At 70.9% G+C, this 23,234-nt stretch carries 20 protein-coding genes; 11 read left to right on the top strand and 9 right to left on the bottom strand.

The genetic code is table 11. The features are described from left to right. Window positions 1-25 precede the first annotated feature (25 nt). The 4 genes from VF557_06635 to VF557_06620 all read right to left on the bottom strand — a co-directional run bounded on the left by VF557_06635 (window position 26) and on the right by VF557_06620 (window position 2,716). Window positions 26-472 (bottom strand): DUF4190 domain-containing protein, encoded by a 447-nt coding sequence (locus tag VF557_06635; GenBank protein HEX8079869.1) that lies wholly within the window; start codon window positions 470-472, stop codon window positions 26-28. Between the two features lie 140 nt (window positions 473-612). After that, on the bottom strand, window positions 613-1,479 hold the full coding sequence (locus VF557_06630) for an RNA polymerase sigma-70 factor (GenBank protein ID HEX8079868.1): 867 nt from the start codon (window positions 1,477-1,479) through the stop codon (window positions 613-615). Further along, window positions 1,476-2,069, bottom strand: coding sequence for a carboxymuconolactone decarboxylase family protein (locus tag VF557_06625; protein HEX8079867.1), 594 nt, complete (start codon window positions 2,067-2,069; stop codon window positions 1,476-1,478). The genes VF557_06630 and VF557_06625 overlap by 4 nt, the downstream gene beginning before the upstream one ends. 152 nt (window positions 2,070-2,221) lie before the next feature. Then, entirely contained in the window at window positions 2,222-2,716 is a 495-nt protein-coding gene (locus tag VF557_06620; GenBank protein ID HEX8079866.1) for a DUF4190 domain-containing protein, read from the bottom strand. Window positions 2,717-3,143: 427 nt separating this feature from the next. Between VF557_06620 and VF557_06615 the strand changes: the two genes are divergently transcribed. Further along, window positions 3,144-3,851 (top strand): alpha/beta hydrolase-fold protein, encoded by a 708-nt coding sequence (locus VF557_06615; protein ID HEX8079865.1) that lies wholly within the window; start codon window positions 3,144-3,146, stop codon window positions 3,849-3,851. Window positions 3,852-3,902: 51 nt separating this feature from the next. Here the strand turns inward: VF557_06615 and VF557_06610 are convergent, their stop codons facing one another. Both VF557_06610 and VF557_06605 read right to left on the bottom strand, forming a co-directional pair. Beyond that, on the bottom strand, window positions 3,903-5,069 hold the full coding sequence (locus tag VF557_06610) for a hypothetical protein (protein HEX8079864.1): 1,167 nt from the start codon (window positions 5,067-5,069) through the stop codon (window positions 3,903-3,905). A 209-nt stretch (window positions 5,070-5,278) separates the two neighbouring features. Continuing rightward, window positions 5,279-7,288 carry a hypothetical protein gene (locus VF557_06605; GenBank protein ID HEX8079863.1) on the bottom strand — a complete coding sequence of 670 codons (2,010 nt, stop codon included), beginning with the start codon at window positions 7,286-7,288 and terminating at the stop codon, window positions 5,279-5,281. A gap of 295 nt (window positions 7,289-7,583) precedes the next feature. Between VF557_06605 and VF557_06600 the strand changes: the two genes are divergently transcribed. Beyond that, window positions 7,584-9,314, top strand: a complete 1,731-nt coding sequence (locus VF557_06600) for a hypothetical protein (protein ID HEX8079862.1) — start codon at window positions 7,584-7,586, stop codon at window positions 9,312-9,314. Here the strand turns inward: VF557_06600 and hutU are convergent, their stop codons facing one another. Continuing rightward, a complete protein-coding gene (gene hutU, locus VF557_06595; GenBank protein ID HEX8079861.1) occupies window positions 9,315-10,973 on the bottom strand; it encodes a urocanate hydratase in 1,659 nt (552 codons plus the stop codon). Window positions 10,974-11,110: 137 nt separating this feature from the next. Here hutU and VF557_06590 point away from each other — a divergent pair, with 137 nt between their 5' ends. The 7 genes from VF557_06590 (at window position 11,111) to VF557_06560 (ending at window position 18,061) form a co-directional block, all read left to right on the top strand. Beyond that, window positions 11,111-11,764 carry a GNAT family protein gene (locus tag VF557_06590; GenBank protein ID HEX8079860.1) on the top strand — a complete coding sequence of 218 codons (654 nt, stop codon included), beginning with the start codon at window positions 11,111-11,113 and terminating at the stop codon, window positions 11,762-11,764. 177 nt (window positions 11,765-11,941) lie between these two features. Further along, on the top strand, window positions 11,942-13,099 hold the full coding sequence (locus VF557_06585) for an ABC transporter ATP-binding protein (GenBank protein HEX8079859.1): 1,158 nt from the start codon (window positions 11,942-11,944) through the stop codon (window positions 13,097-13,099). Then, window positions 13,096-13,740, top strand: a complete 645-nt coding sequence (locus VF557_06580; GenBank protein HEX8079858.1) for an ABC transporter permease — start codon at window positions 13,096-13,098, stop codon at window positions 13,738-13,740. Before VF557_06585 ends, VF557_06580 begins: the two co-directional genes overlap by 4 nt. Next, a complete protein-coding gene (locus tag VF557_06575; GenBank protein ID HEX8079857.1) occupies window positions 13,737-14,489 on the top strand; it encodes an ABC transporter permease in 753 nt (250 codons plus the stop codon). The genes VF557_06580 and VF557_06575 overlap by 4 nt, the downstream gene beginning before the upstream one ends. Window positions 14,490-14,553: 64 nt before the next feature. Further along, entirely contained in the window at window positions 14,554-15,480 is a 927-nt protein-coding gene (locus VF557_06570; protein ID HEX8079856.1) for an ABC transporter substrate-binding protein, read from the top strand. 26 nt (window positions 15,481-15,506) lie between these two features. Continuing rightward, window positions 15,507-16,706, top strand: coding sequence for an allantoate amidohydrolase (locus tag VF557_06565; protein HEX8079855.1), 1,200 nt, complete (start codon window positions 15,507-15,509; stop codon window positions 16,704-16,706). Between the two features lie 11 nt (window positions 16,707-16,717). Further along, window positions 16,718-18,061: a formimidoylglutamate deiminase gene (locus tag VF557_06560; protein ID HEX8079854.1), complete on the top strand. Its 1,344-nt coding sequence runs from the start codon at window positions 16,718-16,720 to the stop codon at window positions 18,059-18,061. A gap of 31 nt (window positions 18,062-18,092) precedes the next feature. Here the strand turns inward: VF557_06560 and VF557_06555 are convergent, their stop codons facing one another. After that, window positions 18,093-19,808: a GMC family oxidoreductase gene (locus tag VF557_06555; GenBank protein ID HEX8079853.1), complete on the bottom strand. Its 1,716-nt coding sequence runs from the start codon at window positions 19,806-19,808 to the stop codon at window positions 18,093-18,095. 159 nt (window positions 19,809-19,967) lie between these two features. Next, window positions 19,968-20,747, bottom strand: a complete 780-nt coding sequence (locus VF557_06550) for a class I SAM-dependent methyltransferase (GenBank protein ID HEX8079852.1) — start codon at window positions 20,745-20,747, stop codon at window positions 19,968-19,970. Between the two features lie 63 nt (window positions 20,748-20,810). Here VF557_06550 and VF557_06545 point away from each other — a divergent pair, with 63 nt between their 5' ends. Together VF557_06545 and VF557_06540 are read left to right on the top strand one after the other, a co-directional pair. Continuing rightward, window positions 20,811-21,833: a UDP-N-acetylmuramate dehydrogenase gene (locus tag VF557_06545; protein HEX8079851.1), complete on the top strand. Its 1,023-nt coding sequence runs from the start codon at window positions 20,811-20,813 to the stop codon at window positions 21,831-21,833. A 42-nt stretch (window positions 21,834-21,875) separates the two neighbouring features. Further along, window positions 21,876-23,210, top strand: a complete 1,335-nt coding sequence (locus VF557_06540; GenBank protein ID HEX8079850.1) for an MFS transporter — start codon at window positions 21,876-21,878, stop codon at window positions 23,208-23,210. The last annotated feature ends 24 nt before the right edge of the window (window positions 23,211-23,234 follow it).

Here is a 23,234-nt window from a genome sequence, read left to right as displayed (position 1 = left end):
GTCACCTTGCTAACGCACCGATTGACTACGGGGTGGGGATGACCTCGTGGCGGAATATGTCCTCGCACTGCTGCACCTGGCTCTGATTGGTGCCGGCGTAGCGGATGCAGTCCTGCCGGTAGGACAGGTGGACCGCGAACAGCGCGGCCCCTATCGCGATGCCCAGCAGGCCGAAGATGATGCCCGCGATCGCCCGGCCCCAGCCCCGGGCGGGGCCGGGGCCGGGCGGGGCCGTGGCCAGGCCGCGACGGGCCTTGCGTAGCGCGAGGACGCCGAGGATCACCGCAAGCAGGCCCGCAAGCAGACCCGGGATGATCCCGCCGAAGCCGATCCACGAGGTGATCAGGGCCAGGATGCCGAGCACCAGGGCGGCCGTGGCCATGCCGCCGCCGACCACCGGCCGCGCGGGCTGGGCCTGGCCTGAGGGCGGCTCCGAGCCGTAGGAACCGGAACCGTGGGAACCGTCAGTCACGAGGGTGCTTCTTGATCGGAGGCACGGGATCGTGTTGACCCGACTTATCGATCCTTGCCGCACTCCCGAGCCGGCGTCAACCGAGGCTCAGCGAAGGGCGATCAGCAGCGCTGCCGTACCGGCCACTATCGGCATCGCCGCTACCGGCTCAGCTGCGCCTCTGCCCCGAGGCGGGTCAGCTTGCGCGGGTTGCGCATCGCGTAGATCCGGCTGACCCGGCCGTCCTCGATCAGCAGGCTGACCGCCGTGATGTCGCCCTCGAATTCGATCCGGGCGGCCGGCGCGCCGTTGAGCCACACCGTGTCGACCCGAGCCCCGGGCGCGACCTTGGCGAACCCGGCGAGGAACCGCGTCACGGCAGCGGCGCCCTCGATCGGGCGCGGGGCCGCGGCCACCACACCGCCGCCGTCGGCCCGGAGCACGACCTCGGGCGCGAGGACGTCCAGCAGGCCCTGGACGTCGCCGGTGCGCAACGCCGCCAGAAACCGCTCGACGACCGCCCGCTGCTCGGCGTGGCTGACCTGCACGCGCGGTCGGCGAGCGGCCACGTGCTCGCGCGCGCGGTGCGCGATCTGGCGCACCGCGGCCGGCGACTTGTCGATGGCGGCGGCGATCTCCTCATAGGAGGTGTCGAACACCTCGCGCAGCACGAACACCGCCCGCTCGGCCGGGCCCAAGGTCTCGAGCACGGTGAGCATCGCGATCGAGACGCTCTCCGCGAGCTCGACGTCCTCGGCCACGTCAGGGCTGGTGAGCAGCGGCTCGGGAAGCCACTGCCCGACGTACTCCTCGCGCCGCCGCGCCAGCGTGCGCAGCCGGTTGAGCGCCTGCCGGGTGACGATGCGGACCAGGTAGGCGCGCGGGTCGCGCACCTCGGCCTGATCGACCTCGGCCCACCGCAGCCAGGTTTCCTGCACCACGTCCTCAGCGTCCGCGGCGGAGCCGAGCATCTCGTAGGCGACGGTGAACAGCAGCCGCCGGTGATTTGCGAACGGGTCGAGGCTCATCGGGCCAAGGGTCGGACACCGCTCGGCTCGGCCAGGGGTCGCAGGTCACATGACGCGGCGAAGCCCTGTGACTCGATGCCGAGCGCGGTGTTGGTGCGGGTCCACAGGTTGGCCAGCGCGACGTAGGCGGTGAGCTCCACCATCGCCGGAGCGCCCAGCGCCGCCAGCAACCGCGCCGAGAGCTCGTCGGTCACCGTGGGAGGCGTGTGGGTCATCGCCTCGGCGTACTCCAGCACGTCACGCTCGAGCGGGGTGAACACGTCGGACTCGCGCCACCGCGGCACCTCGCGTGCCTTGTCCGGATCGAGCTTCTCGTGGTGGGCCTGGAAGTAGCCGAGGTCCAGGCACCAGGTGCAGCCCACCAGCGACGCGACGGCCAGATGAGCGAACGCCTTCAGGCCGGCATCGCAGGCGTCCCACTTCTGGGCCTTGCCACCGAGCGCGAAGTAAGCCTTGAGCACCGGACGGTTGTGCCACATCACCTGGAGCGGCTCCGGCACCACGCCGAACTGCTTCTTGCCGAACTTCTTCGCCACCGCACCGTAGACGCCGGTGATCTCGGCCTTGGGGATCCGGGTCGTGCTGGTCATGTCTCCTCCTGGGTAAATCGGATTCGACATACAGACACCGGCCGGCCGCCGGGTGTGACAGGTCAACCCGCGCGGGTCAGCCCGCGCAGGTCCACCCTGTGCGGGTCAACCCGTGCGGGCAACCCGGCGGCTCGGCCGCCGCCCGGATTCGCTCAGCTGCCCTCGATCTGGTCGCGGAACTCGTCCTCGCACTGCTGGACCTCGCTCTGGTTGGTGCCGGCGTCGCGGAGGCAGTCCTGCAGGTTCTGCGCTTCCTCGGAGTTGAGGATGGAGACGCCGACCGCGATCAGCGCGACCGCTATCGCGATGCTCAGCAGGCCGAGGATGATGCCGGCGATCGCCCGGCCCCGGCCGGTGGCCAGGCCGCGGCGGGCCTTGCGCAGCCCGAGGAAGCCGAGGATCACCGCGAGCAGGCCCAGGAAGACCCCGCCGATGACGGTCCACGAGGTGATCAGGGCCAGGATGCCGAGTACCAGGGCGGCCGTGGCCATGCCGTTGCCGCCGACCACCGGGCGTCCGGGCTGGGGCTGGCCTGGCGGCATCGCGCCGTAGGAACCCTGGGGGTTGGAACCGTAGGAACCCTGGGGATTGGAACCGTAGGAACCCTGGGGATTGGAACCGTACGAACCCTGCGGATCATTAGTCACGAGAGGTGCTCCTTGAGCAGAGGCACGGGATCGCGGTTTGACCCGACTTATGGATCATCCCCGCATTCCTGAGCCGTCGTCAAACCGGAGGCGCCTCAGCGAAGGGCGATCAGCAGCCCGGCCAGCACGAACATGACGCCGGAGATCCGGTCGATCCGGGCCTTGGAGCTCGGTGGCCGACAGCAACTTGCGGGCCAGTTCGGCCATCAAGCCGTAGCCCAGCACCACCGCCGCCAGGATCGCGCGCGCCGATGTCGCACCAGCTCATCGTGCATACGATGAGAAGTACCTTGTCCTTCGAACCCGGGCCCGAAAGTGCCCGCTCCACCGCCATGAACTAGCTCCTCAGGGTGTCTGCACGAACCGTCGGCACCTTACCGTGACACCTTGGACACAGCGAGAGACTTCCGCTCGCCGAGAGGACGATGTGAGCGCCACCTTCTCCGCCCAGGCCCAGCTCGGCTGGCAGGCCGGAGTGCTGTCAGCCCGGCCGGGTAAATCCGGCGAGGCGCCGCTGCCGGCCGGCCTGCACCTGCTCACCGATGACCGGGACCCCGAGTCGGCGCTGTACGTGCCGCCGGGGACCGGCAGCGCCGCGCTGCCGCTGGTGGTGCTGCTGCACGGTGCCACCTCCAGCCCGGAGCGGGTGCTGCCGGTGCTGCGCGAGCAGGCCGAGCGCGGCCGGTTCCTGCTGCTGGCGCCGAAGTCCCGGGACTACAGCTGGGACATCATCGGCGGCGGGTTCGGCCCGGACATCGCGGTGCTGGACCGGCTGCTGGGCCGGGTGTTCGAGCACTTCACGGTGGACCCGGCCCGGATCGCGCTGGCCGGTTTCTCCGACGGCGCCTCCTACGCGCTGTCGGTCGGACTGATCAACGGCGAGCTATTCAGCCGGATCCTGGCATTCTCGCCCGGGTTCATGGTGCCCGGCCGGCGCAGCGGCAAGCCGGCCGTCTTCATCTCACACGGCCAGGCCGACACCGTGCTGCCGATCCAGCGCTGCAGCCGCCGGATCGTCCCGCAGCTGCAGGCCAACGGCTACCAGGTGGACTACCGCGAGTTCGCCGGCGGCCACACGGTGCCGCCCGAGCTGGCCAGCGCCGCCGTCCAGCCGCTGGTGGAACTGCCTGGCTGACAGCGCGCCGCCGCCGAGCCTGAGCGCCGCTGGAGACCCGGTTTCGACGGCTCAGCCGCCGCCGCCTCCGCCGCCGTCCCCGCCACCGCCACCGCCGCCGTCCCCGCCACCGCCGCCTCCGCCGTCGCCGCCTCCGCCGCCGCCGTCTCCGCCACCCCATAAGCCCCAGCCGCCATCGCCGCCTCCGCCGGCTGCCATGGCGTCGCCGCCGGGTCCGCGCTCAAGCACCCCACTGGTGCGCAGCCGCCCCGCGGGTAGCAGCACCGCGTCGGAGGTGATCAGCATCGCGATCCCTCGATCGTTCAGCTCGCCGAGCAGCACGGCGTCCTGCACGGTCCCCGACTGCGGCAGGAGCCGCTCAGCGTCGTCGGATTCCTCCTCCGCCGCGCTTTCGGCAGGCGTGCCGGCAGCTGCGGGCACGGCCTGGGGCAAAGCTGCAGCCACCGCCAACCTGGCGATCGGACGCTTGGCAAGCCATGCGGGATTGCTGCCCAGCACGGGCAGGATCAGAGCGCGGCCCTTGTCATCCAGGCGCATCTTGACCCGGAGCGCGGGGTGATCGCCCCTGCGTAGGGCTGCCACACCTTGTCGCAGCCGCCAGTGGTGCAGCAGCCATACCAACGCCAGCAAGAAGCAACCCGCGCCCGCGCTCTGCCAGCCGACCGAGTTTCGCTGGCCGGACCAGGCGAGCAAGCCCAAGCCGGCCAGCGCCAGCGCGCCGGCCGGGGCCAGCTGCCTGGCAGTGAGGTGACCGCCATCCTCCGGTGCAGTCGGAAGGTGGCCGGCGCTGGCCTGAAGGCCGCCGGACGCCGCCGCCGCGATCCGCCGCTGCTCGGCGACGCCGAGCACCAGCCGCACCGCCGCCAGCGCGCAGAGCAGGCCGTGCAACCCGAACACCACGCGGGCGACCTGCATGTCCTCGTGACTAAGTCCGGTCAGGGCGTAGGCCACTGCCGCCAGGCAGCCGAGCACCGGCATCCAGACCAGCAGCACCGGCGTCGCGAGCAACATCACCAACCACAGCGTGGAGCTGGCATCGGGTCCGCACCCCGCGAGGTGCTGCGGCATGCACCGGCTGGCGCCGGTGCTGGCCGCCACCAGCAGTGCCACCCCCCACAACAGCGGGAGCGCGACGCTGGTGACCCCTCGCGGCAGGCCGGCGGCTACCCAGCGGTGGGCGTCGCGGCCCCTGAACGGCTGGGCGGTGGGCAGCACCACGGGGCCTCCTCAGCGCTGCCAGCTTCGCTCGGGAGCCCGGCACAGCTGACGTTGCAGGCAGCGATGCCGCGAGATTAACAGCCCATGTGCCCGAATACAGGGGCTATTCGGGCGAACGCCGCTACTGCTCGCGCATCGGCACTCCAGCGACTACAGCTGGGACATCGCCGTCGAGCCGCTGGTAGAGCCGCCCGCCGGCTGGCGGTGAGCTACCACCGCCAGAGGGTGAACAGGACGAGCGCGATATAGGTCGCCAGCACGATCCAGGTCAGGTTGGGACGGCTGCCGGCCTCGCGCCCGGGCAGGCCGCCCAGCAGCGCCCGCTGACGTAGCAGCAGCATGGCCGCGCCCAGCTGCTCGGCACGATCCTGCCGGCCGGACTCGCCGGCCGGGTCGTCGAACGGTCCGAAGTCGATCATGATGTCGGGTTGCCAGGCCACCGACAGCAACTCGCCGTTGCGGCGTACTCCGTGCAGCCGGTCCCACGGCACCGTGTGCGTCCACCACCGGCCGGCCATCTCGAACCGGGAATGCTCGAGCCGCAGGTAGCTGAACAGCCTGCCGACGCCGGCCATGGCCAGCCTGCCCAGGCCCACCGCCAGCGCTATTTCGCCGAAGAGGTGGAGTTCGGCCAGCCACCGCAGGACCGGGTACCCGACGAAGGCGGCTACCAGCATCAGCAACCCGGTTGCCCGGACCCGGACCCGCAGCCGGACCGTCAGGGGCAGCTCGGGCGGTTGTCGCAGGCCGGCCGGATCCACCGCGACGCCGGGGAACAGGTCATCGCGCCCACTCCTGGTCGAGGCGACCAGCCGCCGCCACCAGGCGCTCAGCGGATAGCGGCTCGCGTCCGGTGGCTTTCCGGGCGGGTCTGACTGCAACCCGCGGGCCTGGCCGGCACGCAGCCGTCCGGTCGGCAGCAGCACGGCATCGGCGGTGACCAGCATCGCGACCCCTCGGTCGCGCAGCTCACCGATCAGCACGGCGTCCTCGACGAGCTCCGGCGGCGCGAACCGCTCCAGGCCGGCCGGGTCCTCGTCGCGCCAGGTACGGCCGAAGGCGGCCTGGGTCTCGTGGTCCCAGTCCCCGTCCCCATCCTCGTCCCAGTCCTCGTCCGAGTCGTCGAACTCCGGCCCGTCGAACTCCGGTCCGTCGGCCTCGGCCCAGGCGTCGGCCGGCCTGCCGCTCGCCGGCGGTTCTGGTTCAGGTGGCGCGTCGAACACCGCCAACCTGCCGATCGGGCGCGCGCCGCCCGGTCCGGACAGGCCGTCCAGCGCGGGCAGGATCAGCGCGCGGCCCTTGTCGTCGGGGCGAATCCTGACTCGCAGCGCCGGGTGCTCGCCCGAGCTCAGCGCCCGCACGCCCCGGCGCCAGCGCTGCCGCTGCAGCAGCCAGCAGAACGCCAGCGCGAAGCAGCCGGCGCCGGCGGTCTGCCAGTACGTCACGTCCTGCGGTTCGGCCACCAACCGGACCCAGTCCCGGTCCTGCGGGTCCACCAGCACCGGGGTGCTCGCATGCAGCGGGTAGGGGTCGGTGTAATAAGCGACCTCGATCGTGTACTCGCGGGTGCCGACCGCCGGTGTTCGAGCCTCGACCCTGATGCTCCAGTCCGGGTCGACCGCGAGGATCTTGGCCTGCACCTGAACGGCACGGGTCAGGTGATCCTGCTCGTCGGCCACCTCGTGCCCGTACCAGGCGAAGAATCCGAGACCGGCCAGCACCAGCAGGCCCGCGACAGCGAGCCCGGAGACGGCACTCGGCCCGGGACCGCCTGGCACGTCCGGGACTGCGCCGATCCGCCCGCCGGCCGAGGTCGCCTCCGCGATCCGGCGCTGCTCGGCGCTGCCCCGGACCAGCCGCACCGCGACCAGCGCGCAGAGCAGGCCGTGCAGGCCGAATGCCCAGCGAGCCGCCTGCACGTCGTCGTAGCGAAGCTCGGCGAGCGCGAAGGTCACCCCTGCCCAGCAGCCGAGAACCGGCATCCACCACAGCAGCACCGGGGTCGCCAGGCACACCACCAACCAGAGCGCGAAGTGCGAGTCGGGTCCGCACACGGAGGGGTCCTGCGGTGTGCACCGGGTGGTGTCGCTTGTGAATGCCACCACGATCGCGCACAGCCACAGACCGGGCAGGGCGATGCCGGTGACCCAGCGGGGCACCCCGGCGCGCACCCAGCGGTCTGCGTCGGCGGCGGTGAACGGGTGTGCGGTGGGCAGCACAGGGCCCTCCTCAGCGCTGCCAGCTTCGCTCGGGAGCCCGGCACACATGACGTCACAGACAGTGACGGCGCGAGATTAACAGCCGTTGACCATGGCGTTGAGCAGCGGCCAGTCCGCGATCGCGTCCGAGCCGTCGGCCATCGCCTCGGTCTCGCGGTAGGGCGAGGCGACCGAGCCCGCGTCCAGGTGGTCCGGGGGCCTGACACCACAAGTGGGAAAGCCAGCGATTCGCCATGAGCTGACGTAAAGTTCACGGGCATCCTGCGGAAGCGCCGCGGCTAGCGCGAGGGTTCAGATGACCGAAGCAGGAACTGCCGTCAGCGTAAGGCAGTCCGAGGTCGACGGCGTGCGCACGTACTGGGGCCCCAGTCCATCCCAGACACTGCGGGCCTCGCTGCTGTTCCGGATCGGCATGTCAAACCTGACCTTGCCCAACCATGGCCGGTTGCACCTGCTGGAACATCTCGCCCTGCACGGACGCGAATCGGTGAGCAGCCCCAGCAATGGCGAGGTCGGACTGCTGCACACCGCTTTTACTATCGCCGGCCGGCCCGAGCAGGTCGTCGACTTCTTCGCCCAGCTCTGCACATGGCTTGCCGATCCTCACTTCGAGAATCTCGATCATGAACGGCGGGTGCTGGCGGCCGAAGAGCGGCAGCAGCGTGCGGACGGCACGCTGGCGCGGCACCTGATGTGGCGTTACGGCGCCCGCGGAGCCGGCCTGGCGCCCTATCAGGAGTACGGCCTGCACCAGGCGGGTGTCCATGACCTGCGCACGCTTGCGCAGGCGGCATTCGTCAGCGGCAACGCGGTACTGACCCTCTGCGGTGAGCCGCCGGCGGACCTGCGGTTGCCGCTGCGAGACGGCCGGCGGCTGCCGATTGACGTTGCGGTCGCCTGCGAGCAGCCGTTGCCTGGCGGCTTCACCGATCCTGTCAACGGCATCGGACTGTCCGGCGCGGTGACCCGGTCCACGGCGGCAACCACCTTCGCCCGGACGCTGCACCGTGAACTCCAGCGCGACATTCGAGGCCGGAGCGGAATGGGGTACAGCGCCTGGTCGGCTTACGAGGTGGTCGACGCCGAGACCGCGGTGATCGCCACCGGTATGGACATCCTCGCCGAAGGCAGAGCCGGACTGGTCGATCGCACGCAGGCCCTACTTCGCCGGTTGGCCGGCCAGGGCCCGGGCGCGGCGGACTTCGCCGATGACATCGAGTTGACCGTCCGACACCTCAGCGATCCGTCCGCCGACCCATGGTTGCGCGCCTACGCGGCGGCCAGGACCGACGTGCTCGGCGGTGAACCCTTCGACTACGACGAGTATCTCAACGAGCTGCGGCGCCTGAGCATCGACGACCTCCGCCAGGTGGCCGGCCAGTTCCAGGCCAGCATGCTGCTTGGCGTGGACGGAGGAACAGATCACGGCGATCTGCCCTGGCTCGAGCTGCAGCTGAACGGCCGGCGAATCGAAGGGGGCCGGTCCCATTTCTCGGTCGAGCGCCCGGTGAACCGCTCCGTACTCATCGTCGGTCCTGAACAGATCCGGCTGGATGACGGTGATCAATGGCTGGCCGCCGACCCGGCGGAGGTGGCGGCTGCTTTGGCCTATCCGGACGGCGGACGCGTCCTGATCCGTTTGGACGGTTACCGGCTGACCGTCGAACCGAGCTTGTGGCGACACGGTCAGGCCGCGGTCAGCGCCATCGATGCGCTGATCCCGGCGGACCGCGTCGTGGCGATGCCGGCGCGACCCGCCGACCTGATCCCTAAGCCGACTGTCGGCCGCCGCGACCGGTTCCGGTATCGCCTGCAGCTGGTGGTGACCCACCCGGCGGTACTGGCGATGTGCGCGTTCCTGGTCGGCGTGACGGACGTCGACCACCTGGCGGGCGGGTATGGCGGGTACTTGTACTTTCTGACTTTGCTCGCCGGGGTGGTCGCTTACCGCATGTTCCAACGCCGGCGCAGCCGCCCTCGACCGGCGGCGGCTCCACCACGGTGGCGCCGCCGCGGCCGCGGTTGATCACTGCTCGCGCATCGGGACCCGCACCCCGCGCTCGGCGGCGACCTCGTCCGCGCGCGGGTAGCCGGCGTCGACGTGCCGGATCACCCCCATGCCGGGGTCGTTGCTGAGCACCCGGGCCAGCTTCTGGGCCGCCAGCGGCGTTCCGTCGGCGACGCTGACCTGGCCGGCATGGATCGAGCGGCCCATCCCGACCCCGCCACCGTGGTGGATCGAGACCCAGGTCGCGCCGCTGGAGACGTTGACCATGGCGTTGAGCAGCGGCCAGTCCGCGATCGCGTCCGAGCCGTCGGCCATCGCCTCGGTCTCGCGGTAGGGCGAGGCGACCGAGCCGGCGTCCAGGTGATCCCGGCCGATGACGATCGGTGCGGCCACCTCGCCGCGGGCCACCAGGTCGTTGAAGACCAGGCCGGCCTTGTCCCGCTCGCCGTAGCCCAGCCAGCAGATCCGGGCCGGCAGGCCCTGAAAGTGCACCCGCTCCTGGGCCATCGTGATCCACCGGTGCAGCGACTCGTTCTCGGGGAACAGCTCAAGCACGGCCTTGTCGGTGCGGGCGATGTCCTTGGCCTCACCCGACAGCGCCGCCCACCGGAACGGGCCCTTGCCCTCGGCGAACAGCGGCCGGATGTAGGCCGGGACGAAGCCGGGGAACGCGAAGGCGCGGGAGTAGCCGGCCAGCTGGGCCTCGCCGCGGATCGAGTTGCCGTAGTCGAAGACCTCGGCGCCGGCGTCGGCGAAGCCCACCATCGCCTCGACGTGGCGGGCCATCGAGGCCCGGGCCCGGCCGGTGAACTCCTCCGGCTTGCGGGCGGCGTAGTCCTTCATGTCGTCGAACTCGACGCCGATCGGCAGGTAGGCCAGCGGGTCGTGCGCCGAGGTCTGGTCGGTGACGATGTCGATCGGGGCGCCGTTGGCCAGCAGTTGCGGCACCAGCGACGCGGCGTTGCCGAGCAGCCCGATCGACAGCGGCCGGCGGGCGTCGCGGGCCTCGACGGCCAGCTCCAGCGCGTGCTGCGTCGAGTCGGCCTGCACGTCCAGGTACCGGTGCTCGATCCGGCGGGCGATGCGGCTCGGGTCGCACTCGATGCAGATCGCGACGCCGTCGTTCATCGTCACCGCCAGCGGCTGCGCGCCGCCCATCCCGCCCAGGCCCGCGGTCAGGGTGATGGTGCCGGCCAGGGTGCCGTTGAACTTCTTGGCCGCGACCGCCGAGAAGGTCTCGTAGGTGCCCTGCAGGATGCCCTGGGTGCCGATGTAGATCCAGGAGCCGGCCGTCATCTGGCCGTACATGGTCAGGCCGAGCTGCTCGAGCCGGCGGAACTCCTCCCAGTTGGCCCAGTCGCCCACCAGGTTGGAGTTGGCGATCAGCACCCGCGGCGCCCACTCGTGGGTCTGCATCACCCCGACCGGGCGCCCCGACTGCACCAGCAGCGTCTCGTCCAGCTTCAGGGTGGTGAGCGTCCGGACGATCGCGTCGTAGCTGTTCCAGTCCCGGGCCGCCTTGCCGGTGCCGCCGTAGACCACCAGGTCTTCGGGGTGCTCGGCCACCTCGGGGTCCAGGTTGTTCATCAGCATGCGCAGCGGCGCTTCGGTCTGCCAGCCCCGCGCGCTCAGTTCGGTGCCACGAGCCGCGCGGATCACCCGCGAAGTAGTAGTCATGCCAGTCATGGTGGCTCGTCCGGGTTCGGATGACCAGAGCGGGGTCCGGTGGCGGCGCTCCCCCCGGCCGAGCGGGACGTCATCATGGTGCGGTACGCCGGTGGCACTATCGGATGCGCACGGGGAGGTAGGTGGCGATGCCGGGGGATCTGCCAGCAGCAGTGGTCGGGACGGCCGGGCGGGAGCCGATGCCCCTGCCCGGTCCGGAGCCGGCTGCGAGCTCCCCGCTGGAGGCCGTCAGCTGGCCGGTGCGCACCGCCCGGCTCCGGCTACGTCCCGCTGCTCCCGCGGACGCCGAGGCCACCTGGGAGTACTGGCAGTTCGAGTCCGTCAACCACTGGCTGTCCCGCGCCCCCGCCACCTTGGAGGAGTACCGCGAGGTGTTCGGAAACCCGGCTCGCCTGGCCAAGACGCTCGTCGTCGAGCTCGAGGGGGCGGTGATCGGTGACCTGATGATCAACGTCGAGGACGCCTGGGCGCAGGCCGAGGTCGCCGGGCAGGCCCGCGGCGTGCAGGCCGAACTGGGCTGGTCCTTCCATCCCGAGCACACCGGGCACGGCTACGCCACCGAAGCGGTCCACGAGCTGATCCGGCTCTGCTTCACCGATCTGGCGCTGCGCCGGGTGACGGCCAATTGCTTCGCGGGCAACGAGGCGTCGTGGCGGCTGATGGAACGGCTGGGGATGCGCCGTGAGATCCACACCGTCCGCGAGTCCCTGCACCGGTCGGGGGAGTGGCTCGACGGCATGGGCTACGCGCTGCTCGCCGACGAGTGGCGCGAGCTCCGGTGACCGGCCGGGGCTCACCTATCAAGGGCTTACAGACCAAGCCCGCGATGGAACAATGCGGCCCGGAAACGAGGCAGCCTGGAACAATGCAGCGTGACGCTTCGCGATCAGCTCCGAGCCCCGTAGGCCGTGGCGTTCACCTCGAGGCAGCGGCCTCGACCGGCAGGAAGTGACCCGCCCGTGATCCGCTTCGACTCGGTCTCCAAGCATTATCCCGACGGCACGGTGGCCGTCGACTCGCTGGACCTGGTGGCGCCCTCCGGTCAGATCACGGTCTTCGTCGGCCCGTCCGGCTGCGGCAAGACCACCTCGCTGCGAATGATCAACCGGATGATCGAACCGACGTCGGGCAAGATCTGGCTCGACGACAAGGACACCTCGACCATCGCCACCCACGAGCTGCGCCGCCAGATCGGGTACGTGATCCAGCACGCCGGGCTGTTCCCGCACCGCACCATCGTGGACAACATCGCCACGGTGCCGCTGCTGCTGGGCTGGGACCGCAAGAAGGCCCGGGCGCGCGCCCGCGAGCTGCTGGAGCGGGTCGGGTTGCCGGCCCACTTCGCCGACCGCTATCCCGCCCAGCTGTCCGGCGGCCAGCAGCAGCGGGTCGGGGTGGCCCGGGCGCTGGCCGCCGACCCGCCGGTCATGTTGATGGACGAGCCCTTCAGCGCGGTGGACCCCATCGCCCGCGAGCAGTTGCAGGAGGAGTTCCTGCGGCTGCAGAACGACCTGGGCAAGACCATCGTGTTCGTCACCCATGACATCGACGAGGCGATCAAGCTCGGCGACCAGGTCGCGGTGCTGCGGGTAGGCGGCCGGCTGGCCCAGCTGGCCACCCCGGCGCGGTTGCTGAGCGAGCCGGCCGACGCCTTCGTGGCCGCCTTCGTCGGCCGGGACCGGGGTTACCGGGCGCTGGGCTTCACCCCGGCCGGTGAGATCGCCACCCACGACGAGCCCACCGTCGCGATGGGCTCGTCGCTGACCGGCGCGGAATCCGTCGACGGCTGGCTGCTCGCGGTCGACCCGCAGGGCGCTCCGCAGGGTTGGCTGCGGCTGGCCGACCTGAACTCGGACAAGGCGGGTCCGGACAAGGCGGGTCCGGGCGGGGTCACTGTCACCGAGGAGCTGCTGCACCGGGGCGGCACGGTGGCCGAGCGGGACGGCTCGCTGCGCTCGTTGCTGGACGCCTGCCTGTCCTCGCCGAGCGGGCGCGGCGTGCTGGTGGACCAGACCGGCCGGCTGGTCGGCACCGTGACCGCCACCGAGGTGCTGGCGCTGATCGAGCAGCGTTCACCGGCCGGCGCCGCGGAGCAACCCGTCGGGGGCGGCCAGTGATCGACTACTTCCGGGCGAACTCCGACGAGATCCTCAACTGGCTGGGCTGGCATGCCCGGCTCTCGGCGCTGCCGCTGGTGTTCGGCCTGCTGATCGCGTTGCCGCTGGGGTGGTTGGCGCGGCGCTACCGCTGGCTGTACCCGCCGCTGGTGACGACCGCCGGCCTGCTCTACACGATCCCGTCGCTGGCGCTGTTCATCCTGCTGCCGGGGCTGCTCAAGACCAGGATCCTCGATCCGACCAACGTCGTGGTGGCCCTGACTATCTATACGGTGGCGTTGTTGGTCCGGGTGGTGGCCGACGCGCTGGCGGCGGTGCCCGAAGAGGTGCTGCAGGCCGCCACCGCGATGGGCTACCGCAGGGTGGGCCGGCTGCTCAGGGTCGAGCTGCCGATCGCTGTGCCGGTGATCGCGGCCGGCCTGCGGGTGGCGGCGGTGTCCAACGTCAGCCTGGTGTCGGTGGCGGCGCTGATCGGCATCCCGCAGCTCGGCCAGCTGTTCACCAACGGCTTCCAGCTCAGCTACCAGACCCCGATCCTGCTGGGCATCCTGCTGTCGGTGTTGCTGGCCCTGGTCTTCGACTCCACGATCCTGCTGATGGCCCGGCTGCTGACCCCCTGGCGACGGGCGGTGGCGCGATGATCTCCGACGTCTGGAACTGGCTCACCACCGCCTCGCACTGGCAAGGTCCCGACGGCGTCCCCATCCACCTGAAGGAGCATCTGCAGTACTCGCTGATCGCCCTGGTGATCGCCGCGGCCATCGCGCTGCCGCTCGGCCTGCTGATCGGCCACACCGGCCGCGGCAGCTTCGTGGTGGTGGCCGTCGCGAACTCGTTCCGGGCGCTGCCCACGGTCGGCCTGCTGACCTTCTTCGTCATCCTGATCTCCCCGCACATCCACAGCACCGGCAACGCGACCTACCTCATCCCCAGCGAGATCGTCCTGGTGTTGTTGGCCATTCCATCCATGCTGACCAGCACCTACGCGGGGGTCAGCGCGGTCGACCCGGCGGTGCGGGACGCCGCCAGGGGCATGGGGATGCGCGGCATGCAGACGCTCTGGCAGGTCGAAGTGCCCAATGCCCTTCCGCTGATCTTCTCCGGTGTCCGCAGCTCGTTCCTGCAGGTGATCGCCACCGCCACCATCACCGCCTACGTGTCGCTGGGCGGCCTGGGGCGCTACCTCATCGACGGCCTGGCCCAGCAGGACTATCCGCAGATGGCCTCGGGGGCGGTGCTGGTCGCGTTGCTGGCCATGCTGATCGACCTCGTGCTGGCTGTGATCCAGCGCTACGCCGTCTCGCGCGGCATCTCCGGCCGATACTCCACCAAGCGGATTCTGGACCCGGCGGAGCAGCAGGCGCTGCTTTCCGCCGCCCCGATGAGCTGAGCGCCGCCCTAACTGCTCGCACTATGATCTCGATGATCTGGTAGATGACAGGAGAATCCCCGACATGACAGCTATTCGCGCTTTCGCCGCCGCTGCCGTCAGCGCGTGTTTGCTGCTGCTCACCGCCTGCGGGGACAGCGATGACCCCACCGACACCAACCCGGGCGGGGCGGGTTCGTCGGCGCCCACCGACACCATCGTGATCGGCTCGGCGAACTTCCAGGAGAACGTCGTGCTGGCCAACATCTACGCCGGCGCGCTCAAGGCCAAGGGCGTCAAGGTCACCACCAAGCTCAACATCGGCAGCCGCGAGACCTACCTACCGGCTCTGAGGGACGGCTCGATCGACCTGATCCCGGAGTACTCCGGCGTGCTGCTGCAGTACTTCGACAAGAACGCCACCGCGGTCAGCAGCGACGAGGTCTACACCGCGCTGCAGAAGGCCACCCCGCAGCCGCTGATCGTGCTGCAGCAGTCCGCAGCCCAGGACAAGGACGCGATCGTGGTCACCAAGGAGACCGCGGCCAAGTACAACCTCAAATCGATCGCCGACCTGACCTCGGTGGCGGGCAACCTCACCCTCGGCGCCCCGCCCGAGTTCCAGACCCGGGCGGACGGGATCCCCGGGCTGGAGAAGGTCTACGGCGTGAAGTTCAAGACCTTCAAGAAGCTGGACCCGGGTGGCCCGCTCACCCAGAACGCCCTGAAGAACGGCCAGATCGACGCTGGCGACATCTTCACCACCGACCCGCTGATCTCCAAGAACGGCTGGGTGGTGTTGGAGGACCCGAAGAACCTCTACACCGCGCAGAACGTGCTGCCGCTGATCAACAGCGAGAAGGCCTCCGACACGGTCAAGGCCGCCCTGGACGCCGTCTCGGCCAAGCTCACCACCGAGGACCTGATCAAGATGAACGAGCAGGTGTCGCTGGAGAAGCAGAACGCCGAGGACGTCGCCCAGAAGTGGCTGTCCGACGCCGGGCTGGTCTAGGCCTGCCTGAGGCGGGGCTTCGACGCATGACCGACCAGCCGTCCTTCGATCGGATGTGGGACGAGTTGACCCCGATCGGCCGGTCGGCGGCCACCGGCGGTTACCAGCGGTTCGCCTGGACCCGGACCGACCACGACCTGCGGGAGTGGTTCGCGGCCCAGGCGGCCGACCGGGGACTGTCGCTGACGCTGGACCGCGCCGGTAACCAGTGGGCCTGGTGGGGTGAGCCGTCCTCTCACCAGCGCGGCCTGGTGATCGGCAGCCACCTCGACTCGGTGCCCGACGGCGGCGCCTTCGACGGGCCGCTGGGCGTGGTGTCGGCGTTCGCGGCGGTGGATGCCTTGCGCCAGCAGGGCTTTCAACCCCGGCGTCCGATCGGGGTCGTCAACTTCGGCGACGAGGAAGGCGCCCGGTTCGGCATCGCCTGCGCCGGATCCAGGTTGATCACCGGCGCGCTGCCCGCCGACCGTGCCCGGGCGCTGTCCGACGCCGAGGGGACCAGCATGGCCGCGGCGATGCGCGCTTCGGGCCTGGACCCGGACGGCGTCGGCCCCGACTCCGAGACCCTCGACCGGATCGGGTGCTTCGTCGAGCTGCATGTCGAGCAGGGCCGCGGCCTGGTGGAGCTGGACCGGCCCGTCGCGGTGGGTTCGCAGATCTGGCCGCACGGCCGCTGGCGGATCGAGCTGCCCGGTGAGGCCAACCATGCCGGCACCACCCGGCTGGCTGACCGCCGCGACCCGACGCTGGCCTACGCCCGGCTGATCTTGGCGGCCCGGGAGGCGGCCGAGCGCCGGGACTCGGTGGCCACCATGGGCAAGGTGAGCGTCTTTCCCAACGGGGTGAACGCGATCCCGTCGCACGTCACCGCCTGGCTCGATGCCCGCGGCCCGGACGCCGAGCAGGTGCTGGCCGTGGTGGCCGAACTGGACGCGCTGGCCTCCGGCGCCGGTGGCAGCCTGCTGCAGGAGTCCTGGACCGAGGCCACCGGCTTCGACCGCGACCTGAGCGACCGGATCAGCGCCGTGCTGGCCGGCGCCCCGGTGCTGGGCACCGGAGCCGGGCACGACGCCGGCATCCTGGCCAACGCCGGCGTCGCCACCGCGATGCTGTTCGTCCGCAATCCCACCGGCATCTCGCACTCGCCGGCCGAGCACGCCGAGCTCGAGGACTGCCATGCCGGGGTGCGGGCGCTGACCTCGGTGGTGGCCGAGCTGGCCGGATGAGCAGGCTCCGGATGAGCAGCTACTGGGCGCCCTACGGCTGGTTGCCGGGCGGCGTCGCGGAGCGGGTCCGGCTGGTGGCCGAGGACGGCCGCTGGACGCGCGTCGAGGCCGGCGTGGAGCCGGCCGATCAGGACGTCCGGCTGCCCGGCCTGGTGCTGCCCGGCTTCGCCAACACCCACTCCCATGCCTTTCACCGGGCGCTGCGCGGGCGGACCCACGGCGACGGCGGCACCTTCTGGACGTGGCGCGACCGGATGTACGCACTGGCCCGCCGGCTCGAGCCGCCGGCCTATCACCTGCTGGCCAGAGCGGTCTACGCCGAGATGGCGCTGGCCGGAATCAGCGCCGTGGGCGAGTTCCACTACCTGCACCACCAGCAGGACGGCAGCCCCTACCCGGACCCGAACGCCTTCGGCCACGCGTTGATCCAGGCGGCCTCCGAAGCCGGCATCCGGATCACCCTGCTGGACACCTGCTACCTCAGCGGCGGCCTCGGCCCGGCCGGTCACCTGGAGCTGGACGAGGTGCAGCGCCGGTTCAGTGACGGCTCCGCGGCTGCCTGGCAGCAGCGGGTGGCGCTGCTGGCCCAGATTCACGGGGCCCAGGTCGGCGCGGCCCAGGACGACACGGTCCGGATCGGTGCGGCGATCCACTCGGTCCGGGCGGTGCCGGCCGGCCAGCTCGGTCAGGTCGTCGCGGCCGCGGCCGGCAGCCCGCTGCACGTCCACGTCTCCGAGCAGCCGGCCGAGAACGAGGCCACCCTGGGGCACTACGGCTGCAGCCCCACCGAGCTGCTGGCCAGGCACGGCTTCGGCGGGCCGCTGCACACCGCGGTGCACGCCACCCACCTGAGCGCCGCCGACATCGCGCTCTACGGCCGCACCGCGACCAACATCAGCTTCTGCCCCACCACCGAGCGGGACCTGGCCGACGGCATCGGCCCGGCCCCGGAACTGGCGGCGGCCGGCGCCCGGCTGACCCTGGGCAGCGACCAGAACGCCTGCGTCGACCTGCTCGAGGAGGCCCGCGCCCTGGAACTGCACGCCCGGCTGGCCAGCCTGCGCCGGGGCCGGTTCAGCCCTGCCGAGCTGGTGGACGCGCTGACCGGGCACGCCAGCCTCGGCTGGCCGGACGCGGGTCAGCTGGCGCCGGGCCAGCGGGCCGACCTGGTGGCGCTGCGGCTGGACACCGTCCGGACCGCGGGGGCGCTGCCCGAGCAGGTGGTGCTGGTGGCCGGCGCGGCCGACGTCGACACGGTGCTCGTCGACGGCCGGCTGGTGGTCTCCGGCGGCCGGCACGTTCTGGGTGACGTCGCCGGCCTGCTGGCCGAGGCCATCGCCCCGCTCTGGCGCTGACCCGTCCTTTCTAGCCATTGCGCGGTGGGGATCAGCGGGCCAGCCGGGTGGGGCCCAGTCGCAGGGCGGCCGGAGCCGAGGCGGGCACGGCGGGACGGACCGGTGGCACCGGGTCCAGCCGGCGATAGGGCTGCCCCAGCGCCGGCCGCTGATCGGGCTCGCCGTTGTTGGGCCACAACGCCGTCGCCCGCTCGGCCAGCGCGGTGATCGACAGCGACGGGTTGACGCCCAGGTTGGCCGACAGCGCCGAGCCGTCCAGCACGTGCAGCCCGTCGTAGCCGTAGAGCCGGTGGTACGGATCGATCACCCCGGTCTCGGCGGAGTCCCCGATCGGGCAGCCGCCGATGAAATGGGCGGTCATCGGCACGTTGAACAGGTCACCGTAGGTCCCGCCCGGCGCGCCGCCGATGTTGTCGGCGAGCTGGCGGGCGGCCTGGTTGGCCACCGGTATCCAGCTCGGGTTGGGCTCGCCGATGCCCTGGGTGGAGGTCAGCCGCAGCCGTCCGAACCGGGTCTTTCGTCCCAGCACGGTGATCGAGTTGTTCAGCGACTGCATCACCAGCAGGATGACGGTCCGCTCGGACCAGTGCCGGGGCACCACGGTCCGCAGGATCAGTCGGGGATGGCGGACCGCCACCCCGAGCCACTGCCGGATCCGGTGGGCCGGGCTGCCGCCGTCAGTGAGCGCGGTGCTCAGCAGGCCCATCGCGTTGCTGCCCCGGCCGTAGCGGACCGGCTCGATGTGGGTGTGCGGATCGGGATGCCAGGACGAGGTGATGGCCACCCCGCGGGTGTAGTCGGCGCGGCGGTCCTTCGACACCACGCCCAGCAGGGCTTCGGAGTTGGTCCGGGTCAGCTGGCCCAGCCGCGCCGAGATCCGGGGCAGGGTGCTGGCCCGCAGTTGGTGCAGCAGCTTCTGGGTGCTGTACGCGCCGGCGGCGAACACCACCTGCTCGGCGGTGTAGACCCGGCTGTCCCTGCGTGGCCGCCAGCTGCCGGTGCGCACCGCGCTGACCTGATAGCCGCCGCCGGGCATCGACCGCACGCCGGTGGCGGTGGTCAGCGGGTGCACGGTGGCGCCGGCCCGTTCGGCCAGGGCCAGGTAGTTCACGGTCAGGGTGTTCTTGGCGCCGTGCCGGCACCCGGTCATGCACTCACCGCACTCGATGCAGCCGGTGCGCTCGGGCCCGGCGCCGCCGAAGTACGGGTCCGGCACCCGCTGGCCGGGCTCCTTGCGACCGTCCCGGCCGAAGAACACCCCGACCGGGGCGGGCTCGAAGGTGTCGCCGGCGCCGAACTGCTCGGCCAGCCGCTTCATCTGCACGTCCGCGGGGGTGGTGCTGGGGTTGGTCACCACCCCGAGCATCTTCTTCGCCTGGGCGTAGAACGGCGCCAGTTCCGAGCGCCAGTCGGTGATGTGGGCCCACTGCGGATCGGCGAAGAACGGCTCGGGCGGCTCGTACAGGGTGTTGGCGTAGTTCAGCGAGCCGCCGCCGACCCCCGCGCCGGCCAGGATCACCACGTTCCTCAGCAGGTGGATCCGCTGGATGCCGGTCAGGCCCAACCTCGGCGCCCAGAGAAAGTCGGCCAGGTTCCAGGACGTCCGGGGAAGCGTGTGCTCGTCGAAGCGCCGGCCGGCCTCCAGGACACCGACCCGGTACCCCTTCTCGGTCAGCCGGAGGGCGGTGACGCTGCCGCCGAAGCCGGAGCCGATCACCAGCACGTCGAAGTCGTTCTGTGCAGTCACTTTCCGAGCTCCTTGCCGGCGGGTCCAACCGGAGTTCCGTTATCTCCGGCAGTTATTCTTAACTCCCAGCAGACATCTAGACGCAATTACCTAGCTAAGCGTCTAAATACGTCTATTACTTTCCAGCGGGCTTATTCCACGGGGGCCACCGCGCTCCAACTAACGGTCAATTCTCCGAAGCGGTGCCGGCCGGCTGTGCTCAACACCGGCCAGTCCGCAGCCAGGGGTGGCAGCCATCGCCTGCCAGCGCTGCCGCGGGCCGAAAACGGCCAACGGCGCGTGCAGATCCCAGGCGGCGTCCATCGCGCGCAGCAGCCGGTGGATCGGCTCGCCCGCCACGTTGCGGTGGATGAGTGCCTTGACCAACCGATCCGCCACGTCCGAGGGCCGTTGCAGGTCGGCGAGACGGCAGCTCAGGGTCAGGCTCAGCGGCCCGCGGGCGTCCAGCAGCACCCAGCTGGCCCGCCTGCCCAGCTCGTCGCTGGTGCCTTCGACGAGGACACCGCCAGGCGCCAGCTGGCTCCGCATCCGCTGCCAGGCCTCGGGAACGGCCGAGGGCGGGTACTGCCGCAGCACGTTCGCGGCGCGCACGATCACCGGCCGCCGGCCCGCCAACTCGAAGCCGCCGAGGCCGAAGCTCAGCCCGGGCCGGCTTGCCGGCTGGGCGGCGGCCACCCGCTCGGGGTCGATCTCCAGACCGAGCACCTCGACGTCGGGCCGCCGCGGGCGCAGCCTGCTCAGCAGCTCGACGGCGGTGACCGGGCTCTGGCCGTAGCCCAGGTCGATCACCAGCGGCACGGCGGCCTGCCGCAGCGGCTCGGCCAGCTGGGATGCGATCCAGTTGTCCATCCGGCGCAACCGATTCGCGTTCGTGGTGCCCCGGGTCGGCAGCCCGAGCGCCCTGGCCCGGCCGGCTGCCAGCCGCGGCTGCTTCGTCACGCCGGCGATTCTCCCCGATGGCGCGTCCTGGGCATCGTCGGGTTACACCTAAACTTGACAGCCATGGCCACCACCCTTGCCGAGTTGACGACGCTGCGGCTCGGTGGCCCCGCCGGGCGGATCGAGATCGCCTCCAGCAGCGACGAGCTGGTGGCCCTGGTGGCGGCCGCGGACGCCGCCGACGAGCCGGTCCTGCTGGTGGGCGGCGGCTCGAACCTGGTGGTGGGCGACGCCGGCTGGCCCGGGCTGGTGATCCGGGTCGCCTCCGACACGATCACCCGTCAGGACGTCGATGACGAGCAGCTGATCACGGTGGCGGCGGGGGTGTCCTGGGACGAGTTGGTGGCCCGGACCGTCGCCGACGGGTTGGCCGGCCTGGAGACGATGTCGGGCATCCCCGGCCTGACCGGCGCGACGCCGGTGCAGAACGTCGGCGCCTACGGCTCGGAGGTCGCCGACTTCCTGACCGGGCTGCGGATCTATGACCGCCAGAGCCGGACGGTTCAGTGCTGGTCACCCGAGCGGTGCGAGTTCGGCTTTCGCAGCTCGGCGTTCAAGCACACCGACCGGTTTGTAGTCCTGGAGGTGACGTTCCGGTTGACCCGCAGCACCTGGTCCGGGCCGATCCGGTACCTGGAACTGGCCAACCGGCTCGGCATCGAGCCCGGCGCCACCGCCCCGCTGGACGCGGTCCGCGCCACCGTGCTGGAACTGCGGCGATCCAAGGGGATGGTGCTGGACGAGGCCGATCACGACAGCTGGAGCGTCGGGTCGTTCTTCGTCAACCCACTGCTGGACGAGGTGCCGGCCGCGGCCGAGGGCTGCCCGCGCTGGCAGACCGACGGGCGGACGAAGTTGTCGGCTGCCTGGCTCATCGAGCAGGCCGGTTTTCCACGCGGTTGGGGGCTGGATCGGGGCCGCGGCACGGTGTCGGTCTCGACCAAGCACACGCTGGCCCTGACCAATCGTGGCGGTGCCACCACCGCGGAATTGCTGGCACTCGCCGCCGAAATCCGCGCCGGGGTCCAGGCCAGGTTCGGTATCCGGCTCGGGCCCGAGGCGCATCTTCGAAATTGTACTTTTTAACTATCCGATACCGTGCGTAGTTAGCCGGTCACCGGCTAACGTATGAACCCACATCGGACACCACGAAATTGCGAGGTCGGGTTGGCCAGCGAGCGCGTCACCTTCGCTGATGTCCTCCGAATTCGCGAATTCCGGGTGCTGTGGTTCGCTGATGCCCAATCGGCGATCGGTGATCAAATCGCCCGGGTGGCGTTGTCGGTGCTGGTGTTCCAGCAGACCGCCTCGGCCCTGCTCACCGCGCTCACCTACGCGCTGACTTTCCTGCCGGCGATGCTCGGCGGCGTGCTGCTGTCCGGGCTTGCCGACCGGTTGCCGCGCCGCCAGGTGATGGTGGGCTGCGACGTGGCACGCGCGGTGCTGCTGGGCTGCATGGCGATCCCGGGGGTGCCGATCTGGCTGCTGTGCGCCCTGCTGGTGCTGGCGGTGCTGACCGAGGCTCCGTTCATAGCAGCGGAGTCCTCGCTGATGCCGATCATCCTCGAGGGTGAGTACTACATAGTGGGCACCGGCCTGCGCACCATCACCAACCAGGTTGCCCAGCTGGCCGGCTTTGCCGGTGGCGGCCTGCTCATCGCGCTGGTCGGCGCCCGGGCCGGCCTAGCACTGGATGCCGTCACCTTCGCGCTGTCCGCGGTGTTGATCATGGTGGCGATCAAGCCCCGACCGGCGGCGGCCGCCACCTCGGCTGCGCAGGACAGCATCGGCCCGACCTTTCTGAGCGGGGTGTCCTCGGGCCTGCGACTGATCTTTCATAACCCGAGACTGCGCATCCTGGTGGGGCTGTCCTGGTTGGCGGGGCTGTACGTGGTGCCCGAGGGGGTCGCCGCTCCCTATGCCGACAACCTGGGCCATGACGCGGTCGCCACCGGCCTGTTGATGGCAGCGATTCCAGCCGGCACCGCGCTCGGCACCTACCTGTGGGTCCGCTTCGTGCCGAGCAGGATCCGCTCGGTCTGGATGGGCCCGATGGCTGCCGGCGTCGGGGTGCCCCTGGGGCTGTGCGCCCTGAATCCGAACCTGGTCTTCTCACTGCTGCTGTGGGCGGCTGCCGGGTTGTTCTTCGGCTATCAGGTTCAGGTGATCACCGAGTTCGTCCGAACGGTGCCGGACGAGCAGCGCGGGCAGGCTATCGGCATCGCGTCCTCCGGCCTGCTTGCCGTGCAGGGTTTCGGCATCCTGGCCGGTGGCATTGTCGCAAGTGTGTGGGGGGTCAACGGGGCCGTGGCGAGCGCCGGCCTGCTCGGCACGGCGCTCGCGGTGGTGCTGTCCTGGCGCTGGCATCGAACCACCCCAGCACGGCTGCAGCCGGAGTTGGCCGAACCGGTGATGCTCCCCACCCAACCTGAGCGGATCGCCGAGGACCGGTCCACCGCCTGAGCGGTGGTCAGGGCCAGTTCCAGT

Origin of the sequence: Jatrophihabitans sp. (assembly GCA_036389035.1) — a bacterium.
Taxonomy (GTDB): Bacteria; Actinomycetota; Actinomycetes; order Mycobacteriales; family Jatrophihabitantaceae; genus Jatrophihabitans_A.
The sequence above is the reverse complement of the archived record's forward strand: the minus strand, read 5'-3'. Positions and strand labels throughout refer to the sequence as shown.

What these genes read in the sequence shown, in the direction of transcription:
- VF557_06600 (HEX8079862.1), top strand. Translation starts at nt 7,584, where the DNA reads ATGACCGAAGCAGGAACTGCCGTCAGCGTAAGGCAGTCCGAGGTCGAC.
- VF557_06590 (HEX8079860.1), top strand. Translation starts at nt 11,111, where the DNA reads ATGCCGGGGGATCTGCCAGCAGCAGTGGTCGGGACGGCCGGGCGGGAG.
- VF557_06625 (HEX8079867.1), bottom strand. Translation starts at nt 2,069, where the DNA reads ATGACCAGCACGACCCGGATCCCCAAGGCCGAGATCACCGGCGTCTAC.
- VF557_06565 (HEX8079855.1), top strand. Translation starts at nt 15,507, where the DNA reads ATGACCGACCAGCCGTCCTTCGATCGGATGTGGGACGAGTTGACCCCG.
- VF557_06570 (HEX8079856.1), top strand. Translation starts at nt 14,554, where the DNA reads ATGACAGCTATTCGCGCTTTCGCCGCCGCTGCCGTCAGCGCGTGTTTG.
- VF557_06575 (HEX8079857.1), top strand. Translation starts at nt 13,737, where the DNA reads ATGATCTCCGACGTCTGGAACTGGCTCACCACCGCCTCGCACTGGCAA.
- VF557_06630 (HEX8079868.1), bottom strand. Translation starts at nt 1,479, where the DNA reads ATGAGCCTCGACCCGTTCGCAAATCACCGGCGGCTGCTGTTCACCGTC.
- VF557_06560 (HEX8079854.1), top strand. Translation starts at nt 16,718, where the DNA reads ATGAGCAGCTACTGGGCGCCCTACGGCTGGTTGCCGGGCGGCGTCGCG.
- VF557_06545 (HEX8079851.1), top strand. Translation starts at nt 20,811, where the DNA reads ATGGCCACCACCCTTGCCGAGTTGACGACGCTGCGGCTCGGTGGCCCC.
- hutU (HEX8079861.1), bottom strand. Translation starts at nt 10,973, where the DNA reads ATGACTACTACTTCGCGGGTGATCCGCGCGGCTCGTGGCACCGAACTG.
- VF557_06540 (HEX8079850.1), top strand. Translation starts at nt 21,876, where the DNA reads ATGAACCCACATCGGACACCACGAAATTGCGAGGTCGGGTTGGCCAGC.